General features: G+C 64.3%; 9 protein-coding genes and 1 pseudogene. 4 read left to right on the top strand and 6 right to left on the bottom strand.

Going from position 1 to position 12,163, the window contains the following annotated elements:
- Window position 1: 1 nt before the first annotated feature.
- Window positions 2–454 (bottom strand): hypothetical protein, encoded by a 453-nt coding sequence (locus ACR9Y2_RS26980; protein WP_435046358.1) that lies wholly within the window; start codon window positions 452–454, stop codon window positions 2–4.
- Window positions 450–1,376, bottom strand: a pseudogene (locus tag ACR9Y2_RS26975) (pyridoxal phosphate-dependent decarboxylase family protein); the annotation flags it as partial. The pseudogene ACR9Y2_RS26975 and the gene ACR9Y2_RS26980, both read right to left, overlap by 5 nt.
- A gap of 301 nt (window positions 1,377–1,677) precedes the next feature.
- Here ACR9Y2_RS26975 and ACR9Y2_RS26970 point away from each other — a divergent pair.
- The 3 genes from ACR9Y2_RS26970 to ACR9Y2_RS26960 all read left to right on the top strand — a co-directional run bounded on the left by ACR9Y2_RS26970 (window position 1,678) and on the right by ACR9Y2_RS26960 (window position 4,683).
- Window positions 1,678–1,908 (top strand): hypothetical protein, encoded by a 231-nt coding sequence (locus ACR9Y2_RS26970; protein WP_435044977.1) that lies wholly within the window; start codon window positions 1,678–1,680, stop codon window positions 1,906–1,908.
- A gap of 258 nt (window positions 1,909–2,166) precedes the next feature.
- Complete coding sequence (locus ACR9Y2_RS26965; RefSeq protein WP_435044975.1) at window positions 2,167–3,588, top strand: alpha/beta hydrolase family protein; 1,422 nt, start codon at window positions 2,167–2,169, stop codon at window positions 3,586–3,588.
- Window positions 3,589–3,666: 78 nt separating this feature from the next.
- Complete coding sequence (locus tag ACR9Y2_RS26960; protein WP_435044973.1) at window positions 3,667–4,683, top strand: LacI family DNA-binding transcriptional regulator; 1,017 nt, start codon at window positions 3,667–3,669, stop codon at window positions 4,681–4,683.
- Here ACR9Y2_RS26960 and ACR9Y2_RS26955 read toward each other — a convergent pair.
- The 4 genes from ACR9Y2_RS26955 to ACR9Y2_RS26940 are packed head-to-tail and all read right to left on the bottom strand — an operon-like array spanning window position 4,680 to window position 10,834.
- A complete protein-coding gene (locus tag ACR9Y2_RS26955) occupies window positions 4,680–5,492 on the bottom strand; it encodes a type I phosphomannose isomerase catalytic subunit (RefSeq protein ID WP_435044971.1) in 813 nt (270 codons plus the stop codon). The two genes, ACR9Y2_RS26960 and ACR9Y2_RS26955, sit on opposite strands and share 4 nt — an antisense overlap.
- Window positions 5,489–6,580 carry a mannose-1-phosphate guanylyltransferase gene (locus ACR9Y2_RS26950; RefSeq protein WP_435044970.1) on the bottom strand — a complete coding sequence of 364 codons (1,092 nt, stop codon included), beginning with the start codon at window positions 6,578–6,580 and terminating at the stop codon, window positions 5,489–5,491. The genes ACR9Y2_RS26955 and ACR9Y2_RS26950 overlap by 4 nt, the downstream gene beginning before the upstream one ends.
- 30 nt (window positions 6,581–6,610) lie before the next feature.
- Window positions 6,611–9,790, bottom strand: coding sequence for a fucose pyrophosphorylase domain-containing protein (locus ACR9Y2_RS26945; protein ID WP_435044968.1), 3,180 nt, complete (start codon window positions 9,788–9,790; stop codon window positions 6,611–6,613).
- 30 nt (window positions 9,791–9,820) lie between these two features.
- Window positions 9,821–10,834, bottom strand: a complete 1,014-nt coding sequence (locus ACR9Y2_RS26940) for an NAD-dependent epimerase/dehydratase family protein (RefSeq protein WP_435044966.1) — start codon at window positions 10,832–10,834, stop codon at window positions 9,821–9,823.
- Window positions 10,835–11,139: 305 nt separating this feature from the next.
- Between ACR9Y2_RS26940 and ACR9Y2_RS26935 the strand changes: the two genes are divergently transcribed.
- Window positions 11,140–12,156 (top strand): zinc-dependent alcohol dehydrogenase, encoded by a 1,017-nt coding sequence (locus ACR9Y2_RS26935; protein WP_435044964.1) that lies wholly within the window; start codon window positions 11,140–11,142, stop codon window positions 12,154–12,156.
- Window positions 12,157–12,163 lie beyond the last annotated feature (7 nt).

The following is a 12,163-nucleotide window of genomic DNA, read 5'->3' as shown; positions in this document are numbered from 1 at the left end:
GTCACTGGCGACCGGTTTGCAGCCTTACTAAACAGCGACTGACGGCAGCGATCGCGCGGGCCACATCGGTTTCGGCGGTTTGCCAGTTGAGGACGCTGACGCGCATGGCCCGGCAGCCCCGCCAGGTGGTGCCCATGAAGAAGGCCTCGCCATCGGCGAGCAGTTCCTGCAGCACAGCATTGGTGAAGCGGTCGTGATGCTCGTCCGACGCGGTGGGGTTCGGGTCCAGGAATCGAACCAGACCCTGATTGAGCTGGGCGGGCCATAGCACCTGGGCTCCCGGCAGTTGGCCGATGCCGCCGACGAGGGCCACGGCATGGCGGCAGCAGCGATCGATGAGGGCGGCGACCCCCTGCCGCCCCAGTTGCCGGATGGCGGCGTAGGTCGCGAAGCCCCCTGGCGCGCCGCGACCACTCCGGGTTCCAGTCGAGCTGGTCGCGGGCGACATCATCATGGACAAGATAAGGAGCGCGATGGGACATGGCCGCGCGGTGGGCGGACGGGTGCGCCACGAACGCATAGCCGGAATCGTAGGGGACATTGAGCCACTTGTGGCCGTCGGTGGACCACGAGTCGGCGGCAGCCGCCCCTTCGAGGAGGTGCCGGTGGCGGGGACTGGCCGCGGCCCAAAGCCCGAAAGCGCCATCGACGTGAACCCAGGCTCGGTGGGCCTTGGCGAGGGGGATCAGTTCGCGATACGGATCGAAGGAGCCGGTGTTGAGATCTCCTGCCTGGAGCAGGAGGATGGTGGGGCGTTCAGGGCCGTCGGCCAGGGCTGCGGCGAGCACCGGCGGCGTGAGGTGCGCAGCTTCATCCAGGGCGAGATCGACGACATTGTCTTCACCCAGCCCCAGGAGCCTGACGGCGCGTTCGACCGAGCCGTGGCGATTGGAGGCGAGGATCCGGAGGCGGGGCGCTCCGCTGAGCCCCAGCCGTTCCACGTCCCAGCCACGCTCCCTCAGCAAGGCGTGCCGGGCCGCCGCCAGGCAGCAGACATGGGCCATCTGGCAGCCGCTCACAAAGGCGAAAGAGGCGGAGGCGGGCAGGCCGAGAAGGTCCTTTAGCCAGGAGCCGGCCACCTCCTCGGCTACAGCGGCGGCGGGACTGCAAGCGAAGAGGGCGGCATTCTGGTCCCAGGCGGAGGTGAGCCAATCGGCGGCGAGCGCAGCGGGGAGCGAGCCGCCGATGGCCCAGGCGAAGAAGCGACCGCCGGCATTGCCGAGGAGCCCGCCTTGTACGTCCGTGGCGAGGTCGCGGACCACGGTTTCGGGATCGAGGCCGAATTCGTTGAGCGGTTTGGTGAGACTGGCGCGCAACCCGGAGAGCGTGGCGGTCGCGGCAACGGACTGATGGTCCAGGCCTGCCAAGTGCGACATGGCGGATTGAAGCGCGATCTCCAGTGGTCCTGCGAACGGCGAGGGCTTGGGCTGCATTGCGCTGAGTATAGGGCCGCCGCTGGCAGAGGAACCATCCGAATCTTGCGGCACAGGGCCAGGGGATGACCGTCCGGGCTGCTTTCCGATTTCTCGTCGGTCCTGTCTGGCTCTATGTGTGTTGGATGGTGCGGTGGGCGCGCAGACCTCAACACCACAGGCAGCGGCGGCGCGGCGTCGCCAAGCCATCAGGTGGGAATTGAATCTGGGCCAGTTTCCGACGACCGACAGGGGTGCGCGATTGATGCTGCCGTCCCAGAATGGCCGGGTGGCATTCCAGCTTGGCGACTACGACCGGACGAAGCCGCTGGTGATCGATCCGGTGGTGTTCAGCCTGGTCTCTGGCAGCTTCGCCTCAGTCAGCCGGGGTGTCGCGATGGATGCCGCGGGCACCAGCATCTTCGCTGGGGAGGCCGGCGAGGGTCTTCCTGCCCCTGTGAGCGCCGGCGCCCGCGCGGTGAGTTTGGCTGGCTGAATACCCACCTCTTGCCCAAATGAGTGCATCACCTGGATTCAAGGGTCTTGATTGAAGAATGTACCAGGACTAACATTGCGTAGGGCGGTGGAATGCCCGCGGACGGGCTGGGGGGCTCGAGCCGGGGGCCGCAAGTCTTGCACCTGGTCAGGTTACAGACAACAATCAGTATCTTGCCATGCCGGCTAAGCCCACGGCCCGAATCAGACGATAGAAGAAAGTGAAGTAAGAGGAAAGGCAGCCGCGGCGGCGATGGTGTTGAGTAAGAATCCTGTTTGGGAGGCGTTTGCCTGGCGTGTGTTGCCACACGCGCTGCATGGCGGCTCTGACTTCGGGGAATGCCTGACCACGCTGGACCGCATCGGCGAGGGTTCCGCCGACGACTGGCACCGCGAGTGGACAACCACGGCCGACCGGGTGGCCGCCAGCGCCCAGGTGAGCGACAGCCGCGGGCACTTCATCAGCGCCCGGGAAGCATACTTCCGCGCCTCAAACTACTATCACGCCTCCTACTTCCCGCTCTTCGGCGCTCCAGTGGATCCACGGCTGGCGCGAGCTTTCGCGTCCGAGGTAGCGACGTTCCAAAGGGCGGCGGCCCTCAGCCAACCCGCCATCGAGCCCATCGAAATTCCATATGAAGGGCGCACGCTGCCCGGCTATTTCGTGCGCGCATCCAGCGATCCGGGCAGCCGGCCGACCATCGTCCAGGTGAATGGTTACGACTCCAACATCCAGGAGATGTACTTCGCCCATGGCCCGGCGGCCGTCCGGCGCGGCTACAACTGCCTGCTGTTCGACGGACCAGGCCAGGGCCGAAATCTGATCAGGGACGGGCTGGTGCTGCGGCCGGACTGGGAGCATGTGGTCAGCGCCGTGATCGACTACGCGCTGACGCGGCCCGAGGTGGATCCGTGGCGCATTGTACTGGCCGGTTGGGGCCTGGGCGGCTTCCTGGCTCCGCGGGCGGCGGCGTTTGAGAAGCGCATTGCGGCGCTCATCGCCGATCCGGGGCAGTGGGACCAAGGCGACACAGTGAAGTCGATTCCAGTGCCGCGGGAACTGCTGATGCAGAAGGACAGCACGCCGCCGCCGCAGTTCGAACAGTTCGAGCAGTGGTTGCGTTCACCGGCGGCCGACCCAATGTTCCGCTGGCGCACCCTGCAGCGCGGCATGTGGACACACGGTGTCAACACACTGTTCGAACTGGTCAAGCAGATCGTGCGTTTCGAGATCAGTCCAGTGGCCGGGCAGATTGCCTGTCCGACCTTGTTGACGGCTGTGGAAGGCGACACGCTGGGCCGGGGCGCCCAGAATCTGTACGACGCCCTACGCTGCCCCAAGCTGCTGCTGCGTTTCACGGCGGCCGAGGGCACCGGCGGCCATTGCGAACCTCTGGCGCGCAGCCTCTTCGAGCAGCGCGTGTTCGACTGGCTGGACGAAACGCTGAAGAGCAGCGGCTGCCTGCCCCTGCAGGCGCAACTGGGCCGCGACCCGGCTCCGGCAGGGAGAATACCGCATTCGAGCCACAACGGAACTGGAGAGACCGCACAGGCTCTTGAGGCTCCGCCCTCCCCCCCGACGGCCACCCATCGGCCCATCCGGTTTGAGGACGAGGGCGTGTTCAGAAGAAGCGACCTGGGGTTGCCGCCACGCTGGAACGGCGGGGATGCGTCGAGCTGAGCGCTGCATTTGCCGGAGCGCCAATAATCTTCTGTTCGCGGCCGCGCCCGGCCGTCCCCGCGATGGGATAATCCCTGTATGGCAGTTCGACTCAAGGACATCGCGCGCGACCTCGGGGTGAGTGTCGTGACCGTGTCCAAGGTGCTCCGCAACCACTCCGATATCAGCGACGAGACGCGCGACCGCGTCCTGAAACGGATGAAGGAGCTGAACTACCGTCCGAACCTGGCCGCCCGCGCGTTGGTGACCGGGCGCAGTTTCTCCGTCGGGCTCGTGGTGCCTGATCTCGTTCATCCCTTCTTTGCGGAGGTCGCCAAAGGCCTGTCGAAGATCCTGCGCAAAAAGGGTTACAGCCTGCTGATCGCCAGTTCCGAGGAAGACCCCGAATTGGAGCAGCAGGAGTTGGACATGATGCTGGCCCGGCGGGTGGATGCCCTGGTCGTCGCTTCTGCCCAGTGGACAGTGGAGAGCTTCCGGCGCATCGAGGAGCAGAAGACGCCGTACGTGCTGATCGACAGGCAGTTCGCCGGACTGGCGGCGAATTTTGTGGGCGTGGACGACGAAGCCGTTGGCGCGCTGGCGACATCGCACCTGATCGAGCAGGGGTGCCGGAGGATTGCCCATATCCGTGGTCCGGAGTTGAGCACGGGCCTGGGCCGGTTGGAAGGCTACCGGCGGGCCCTGGCCAAACACGGGTTGGCGCCGATGGCTGGTTATGTGGTGATGGGACGGTCGGTCGATAACCTGAGCGACACCAGCGGACACGAGGCGATGCTGCGGCTGCTGGCGCTGAAGCCGCGGCCGGACGGGGTATTTTGCTACAACGACCCGACGGCGATGGGCGCGATGAAGGCGATCCTGGATGGCGGATTGCGGGTGCCGCAGGATGTGGCCGTGATCGGCGCGGGTAATGTGAATTACGCCGGGCTGCTGCGCGTACCGCTGTCGAGTATTGATCAACACAGCGACAGCATTGGTGAACGGGCCGGCAAGTTGGCACTGAGCCTGGTGGAGTCGAAGACGGCAGTGCGGCCCCGGACCGTATTGCTGGATCCGGGGCTGGTAGTGAGGGCTTCGAGCGCCAGGGCGTCCTAAGGGACGAAAGCCCGAAGAAGGCGCATGCCCTCCGTGCTCTCCAATTCGAACGGATCGGTGCCGGGCGGCAGGTAGAAGCCGTCGCCGGCCTTCACGGCGTTTTGATCGAGTTGCCCGCTGCCCTGTAGGACAATCAGCGCCTGCCAGCGCGCAGGATCGGGCGTGTACGGTCGGACGCCGTTCACGGTGAGGGCATCCACATCAAAGTACTCGCAGCCCGCCAGGCGAACTTCGTCCGGCCCCAGCTCCACCGGAGGCTGGACGCCCGGATGCGAGTCAAGCGAGGAAACGTCCATCGCCTTGTCGAGATGGAGTTCACGCGGTCGGCCGTAGTCGTACAGGCGGTAAGTGATGTCGGACTGCTGCTGCACCTCGCACACCACGATGCCCGCGCCGATGGCGTGGATGGTGCCCGCGGGGATATACACCGTGTCGCCCGGCTTCACCGGAACCCAGTTCAACAGCGATTCAATCTCCCCACTGAGAGAAACCTCGCGCAACTGTTCGGGCGAGATTCTCCGCGTCAAGCCGCAAGCCAGGGCCGCGCCGGGGTCTGCCCGCAGGACATGCCACATCTCCGTCTTGCCGCGGCTGTTCTCATGCTTCGCGGCGTAATCGTCGTTGGGGTGCACCTGTACCGAGAGGTTCTCGGACGTGAAGATCAGCTTGATCAGCAGGGGCAGCGGTTCGCCCTCGGTGCCGAACCAGACCTCGCCGATCTTCCGGCCGCCCGATTCGTACCAGGGGGCGAGGTCCGGGGTCCCCCAGACTTTTTCGAGGAACGTCCGCGACATGGCCACAGGCTTCATAAGTATTCAGCTCCAAAGCGCTCACCCAGCAGCGCATGCAGTTTCTTGATGTCCTCGGCGCGATCTTTGCGGCACACCATGGTGGCGTCCGGCGTGTGGATCACAATGAGGTCCTCACAACCGACCATGGCCAACAGGTGGCCCGGATCGCTGGAGGCGAGCAGGTTGCCGGAGGCGTCGAGCGTGATACTCCTCGCTCCCAGGGCATTGCCATTGTTGTCCTTCTCGCAGGTTTCGGCAAAGCTGGGCCAACTGCCGACATCCAGCCATTGCAGGGGCATGGGGACGGCGGCCACCTGCACCGCGCTATCGCGGGAAGCGGGTTCCATCACGGCATAGTCGATGCTGATTTTCTTGAGGGTGGGATAGACGCGTTCCACCGTGGCCGCTCGTTCAGGGCCATTCCACGCTTCCGCGATTTCCATCAGCGACGCGTGGATTTGCGGTTCGTAACGCCGGATGCAATCGAGCAGCGTGTCGGCGCGCCACACGAACATGCCGCTGTTCCAGAGGTAGCGCTCGGGTCCGGCGGCCAGAAAGTTCGTGGCCGTTTCCAGGTCTGGCTTCTCCTGGAACTGCACCACGCGCCGGGCCGTGACGCCCAGCGGTTCTCCCAACTGCAGATAGCCGTAGCCGGTGGCTGCCGAGACCGGAGCAATGCCGAAGGTGGCAAGCGTGGTGGGATTCGATTCGACCAGGTCGAAGGCTTCGCCGACAATGCGCCGGAACTCGTCCTGGGGTTCAATCAGGTGATCGGCGGTGAAGACGGCGATCACAGCGTCGGGGTCGCGTTGGGCGATGACGGCGGCGCTGTAGCCAACCGCATTCAGCGTGTCGCGGCCCGTGGGCTCTCCCAGAAACTGTTCATCACTCCAGCCGGGCAATCCTTCGAGGATGATTTCTCGCTGCTTTTCGGCCGCGCAGATATAGCGGTTGTCCTGAACCACCAGGCCTTCCAGGCGGTCCGCCGCCACCTGCAGCAGACTACGCCCCCCGATGAATGGGATCAATTGTTTAGGTTGCCGCGCCCGGCTCATGGGCCATAGGCGCACGCCGGAACCGCCGGCGAGGATCATCGCGTATCGCATGAAAGAAAATAAAGGTCCCTAACTAAAATGCTAGCAGGTGGTGACCTCAAGCCCGGCGTGATTGATCTCGAAGTCGAAGAACCGGGAACGGTCGTTCAGCGGTTCACGCTCCAGGATCTCGCGGACCTGAACAGCGTCGGCGGGTGATTTGCAGATCATCAGCAGGAATCCGCCACTGCCCGCCCCGGAGATGCGCATCCCATGGACAAAGGGCCTCACCTTATTGAGCAGGGCCTCGATGGGACCATTCGTCACGGTGCCGCAGAGCCGTTTCTGTAGTTCCCAGGCGGTATTCACATAGCCGCCGAAGGCCCGCGCGTCCTTGCGCGAGAGCGCGTCGGCGATTTCGCGAGCCACGAGGTGCTCCTCAGCCAAAGCCTGCAGGATGGCGCGATCGCGATCGAGATAGCCGCCAACGATCTGTTCCAGGATGTTCTTGGCGATGCGGGTCATGCCCGTGTAATAGAGCAACGTGGAACCGCCATTCAGGCGGGGATCGATCAGGTCACTGGGGACGAAGTGGATCCGCGCTGCCGGAATGAGGCCCGGTGACGTGCTGGTGATCTTGGCGCCACCCACCCCGCCGCCGGCCTGGTCCTGCCAGCCGCCGCCCGTGGTGAGAGCCTGTTCCAGGCGCAGGACATCGTGGAAGAGCCGGCGCTGATCCAGGGCGCGGCCCATCAACCGGTTGACCACGGCAAGGATTACAGCGCCGAGAATACTGGAGGTGCCCAACCCGCTGCCTTTCGGGATACCGACGAGAGTGGTCATCTCGATGCCGCCGCCGAACTCCGTCAGCATCTGGCGCAGAGTGAAGTCCGCCGGCCAGTCGGCCGCTGAGTGTGAGAATCCGGAGATCGCCAAGGCGGCCTTGGACAAAGCGAAGCGGTCACCCGGCTTGCGGTAATCCGTGAGTTCATTGAGTTCCGTGATCTCCAGGCGGCGTCCGCCGTCAATGGAGTTCAGGCGGATGACCGGCTCTTCCACCAGCCGGCAATAGCAGTGGATGGGCGGCTGCCCGTTCAGGTTCACGGCCACATTCGCTACGTCGCCGCCGTACTCCAGCGTGTAGGGCGGCGTATCGGTCCAGCCTCCGCCGAGCTCTATGCGGGCCGGACCGCGCCCCCAGATGGTCTCATCGGGCCTGAGCGCATTCTTCGGACGCCCGCCGGACCGCAGCGAACTTTGCAGAATCAGCTCGTGCATCTGCCGGAAGGCGTAAGTCCGCAACCGGCCGCACCAATCACCAACCGTGCAACCGTCGGCGAGAGATAAACCCGACGCCTGCATCCAATCTGCGACCTCCGCCGTCAATAGGCGGCTGAGACCCGGGAGAACTGTGTCGATGCAGAGGCCGGCGCCACCGGCGATGGTCTCCACCGCGGTACCGAGGGTGTGAAGAATGCGCCCCGGTGCGAGATGTTCCAAACGGGGCTTCCCTGCCCCGCAGCGGCGCTGATACGCCAGAGTGAGTACTTCCAAGGCCAGCCCGGCCGGATCCCTTTCACGTCGCAGGGTGGCCGCCAGGTCAGCCGCGGAGAAGCGGCTCTTTGTGCGGAACAAATGGCCCAGGGAGGCCCTGACCTGCGCTCCGCGTAAATCCGCCCGGCGCCCATGGAAAGCATCCTGATCGGCCAGCAGGGCCACTTCCTCGGCGCTGTACCGGTCGGCCGCCGCAAAGGCGCTCAACTGCTCGTCGGTGGCCCGGTCGACATGGAAAATCCACAGCCAGCGATGGAAGTCCTGCTCCGCTTCGGCCGGAAACACGCGCGCATTCCAGAGGCTGCGGTCGCTGGCCGGAATGGCCGCGTCCCACACGTCTTCCGCGGTCAGGCCTGCCGATTCCAGCCACTTCAGCATGGGCCGGCCACAGAACAGGCCGCCCTTGACCGCCGGCTTCTTGAATTCGTCGTCGACGCCGTAGCAGCGGATGAACCATGTGCTTGCGCCGCCGCGGGTGACGCCACGCAGGACGTCGATGCAGGCGCCGCGCGGAAGGGTCAGGGGCCCAGTCACATCCAGGCCCGCCGCCACATTCCGGCCTTCCAGAACGAAAGGCGCCCGGATGTCGCAGCTCTCCACCCATGCTTCGGCACCGCTGAGCGAGGCGCCCGGGTGGATGTGCGAATTCAACGCCAGACAGGTGACCCCCGGCGGGATGACGCGGTCTTCCGTCCCCAGCGCGATACCGCTGCTGATGATCTCCCGCGTCGAGCCGAAGTGGAGAAATGCGCAACCCGGCAGCAGTTGTATGTGGAATGGGACGCGCCGCAAGGAGGGATACAACGAAGCGAGTTGTTCATCCGTCCAGGTGGAACCGCTGGAGCGCGCCGTATGCAGGTAATGCTCCAACGTCGTCTCAGAGCCCATGGCGCAGCAGATCTCGCGGTACAGGTCCACGCCACGCTCCAGCAGGGCCGCCCGCACTTCGGAAGTCCAGGTCAACTGGCCGCTGGCATCCATCTCAATGGGAAACGTCCGCAACAGCGCGGCCGAGGCCTCCGCATCGAAGTTCATCACGCCGACGTCGAGGATCGCCTGCTCCGACTCGTTCAAGAGTCCCATCGCCCGTTGCTCCGCGATGGACGGCTTCTGGAGGTAGAGCTTAATGTCGCTGTCTTCTCCCGTATAGAAGACGCCGTGCAATGCCGCTTCTTCCGCCGCCGCATAGCAGCCCAGCGCAGTGAGCCCGGGCTTTGCGAACTCGACACCGGAGCCGTCGAAGAGAATCAGGGCGTCGCCTGAGGTGACCAGCAACTGCCCTTCCCCGGGCCGGCCGCCGGGCATGTCCAGAAACGCGGGCGTCAGCCGGTCAAACAGCGTTTCCCCGTGCGCGCTTTCACTTTCGCCCGGCACGGGAACGAAGATCTTGCCGCAAGGTCCATAGGCGGGCAGGCGTCGCGAATCGCCGCCAGCATGCACAATGAGGATCCGCAGCCGCCGCAGAATGCTCTCGACGCCCCCATTCAGCAGGGCGCCCGGTTCCATTCGCTGCGCTTCGCGGTTGAGGACTTCCAGCAGGCATTGCAGCGTACTGCCGCCGCTACCGATCCGGCGGCCTTCCAGATCGGCCACCACCAGCGTCGTTTTCACGCGGGAAAGATGGCCGCTCTGGCGGCGCAGTTCCAGTTGCGATTCGTAGGCACTAGCCTGCCGCTCATTTGACGCGGTGAGGATCAGGTAATCCCAGGCTTCCGGCATCCTGGTCATCAGGAGAACTCCCAACGGAGGAAACGTCAGTTACGCAAGATTCACGACGGAGGCCCGGACGTCGCCGGCAGCCCGCGCCACGTACTGGTCGTAGATCCAAGCGTAGGTCTTTTCAAGACCGGTCCGCAGCGGGATGCTCGGCTCCCAGCCCAGATACTTCTGGATCAGGGTGTTCTCGCTGTTCCGGCCGTTCACGCCCTTGGGCGCGCCCAAGTCGTAAGACCGGTTCAGCTTGATCCCGGCGATATCCTCCACCAGGTCGACCAACTGGTTGATGCTCACCATTTCGCTGGAGCCCAAGTTGATCGGCTCCAGGATGTTGGAGTTCATGATCTTCTGCACGCCCAGCACGCAGTCGTCGATGTACATGAAGCTGCGCGTCTGATGGCCGGTGCCCCAGATGGTGATGTCGTGCTGGCCCGTCAATTTGGCTTCGATGACTTTGCGGCAGATCGCCGCCGGCGCCTTCTCACGGCCGCCATCCCAGGTGCCGTTCGGCCCGTAGACATTGTGGAAACGCGCCACGCGGGTATAGAGCCCGAAGTCTTCCGAGAAATGCCGGCACATGCGCTCGCTGAAGAGCTTCTCCCAACCATAGCCGTCTTCCGCCAGCGCGGGATAAGCGTCTTCTTCCTTCAGGCCGGGGTTATCCGTGTCGCGCTGCTTGTCGCCGTTGTAGACGCACGCCGACGAGGAGTAGAAGAACTTCGACACGTTGAACTTCCGGGCCGCCTGCAGCATGTGCGTATTGATGAGCACCGAAAGCATGCACAGCGCCTTGTTGTTCTCGATGAAGCCCATGCCGCCCATGTTGGCCGCCAGGTTGAAGATCTGGTAGGCGCCCTGGGCCGCTGTCTCGCAATTGTCCTTGAGATTCAGGTCCAGCGAGAGGTTTTCGACGTCGTCGAAGATCTGGTACCACTGCTCAAATGGCTTGATGTCAACAGCTCGGATTTTCGTATAGCCCTGGTTGCGCAGATCCGCCACCAGGCTGCCGCCAATGAAGCCGCCACCACCCGCCACCACCACAAGTTGGTCTTTCATTTCTTTCTCCAATGAGAGCTTACCCATCACGGAATGCCCCGCCGCCAGCGCTGTTTCGCATGCTGCCCGGCCACCCTGTTCGAGGAGCTCCGAGTCCGCTACTCAGCCTAGCATAGTAAACGTTATAGTAACATCGCCTGCCAGCGCTGTCAAAGCGGATTTGCTTGACTTTTCGATGACAATCGGCAACTATCCTAAGTTATCGGTAACTTTGACTATTGTTCGACAGATCGCGCGATACCCGGACGTCCGTCAACTGATAGAATGCCGTTTACTGTAACGCTAATCCAACAGGACCCAGCACTATGAAAGCCGCTTTCTATCACGGCCACGAACACATCTCCATCGGGGACTCCACGCCGCGGGCGCCCGGTCCCGGCGAAGCCCAGATCCGCGTTTCCCACTGCGGCATCTGCGGCACCGACCTTCACATCTTCCACGGCAAGATGGACCACCGCGTTCAGATGCCGCAGATCATCGGCCACGAGATGTCCGGCACGCTGCTGGCCCTGGGCGAAGGCGTCACCGGTTGGGCCGTGGGCGACCGCGTCACCGTCCGGCCCCTCGACAGTTGCGGCGCCTGCCCGGCGTGCCTGGCCGGTCACAATCACATCTGCATGAAGTTGAAGTTCATCGGCATCGACACGCCCGGCGCGATGCAAGGGCTGTGGACCGTGCCTGCGCACACGCTCCACCGTTTGCCGGAGAACCTCGGCTTCGAACAGGGCGCGTTGATCGAACCCATCGCCGTCGCTTGCCATGACGTCCGCCTGGGCGAGGTAAAGCCGGGCGAGTACGCGGTGGTGCAGGGCGGTGGACCCATCGGCATGCTGATCGCCCTGGTCGCGCGCGCCGCCGGAGCCCGCGTCCTCATCTCGGAGATCAATCCCTTCCGCCTTACGTTGGCTCGCGAACTCGGCCTGGAAGCCGTCGATCCCACCGAACTCGATCTTGTCGAGTTTGTGAACAGCCAGACCGGCGGTGCGGGCGCCGACGTGGTCTTCGAAGTGACCGGAGTCCCGGCAGCCGCTGAAATGATGACGAAACTGCCCCGCACCCGCGGCCGCATCGTCATGGTCGCGATATACTCCCAACCGGTGCCCGTTACGCTGTTCCAGTTCTTCTGGCGGGAACTGCGCCTCATCGGAGCCCGCGTCTACGAGCCGCAGGATTTCGAGCAGGCCATCGCCCTCGCCGCCTCCGGCACCCTGCCTCTCGATCGCATCATCACGCGCGTGCTTCCGCTCGAAGGCCTCGAATCCGGCTTTCGTGAGATGGAGCGCGGCGGCGCCGTCATGAAAGTCCTGATCCAGTGCTCTTAACTCTATA

This window comes from Paludibaculum fermentans (assembly GCF_051172195.1).
Lineage (GTDB): Bacteria > Acidobacteriota > Terriglobia > Bryobacterales > Bryobacteraceae > Paludibaculum > Paludibaculum fermentans_A.
This window is presented reverse-complemented; position numbering and strand designations above follow the sequence as displayed.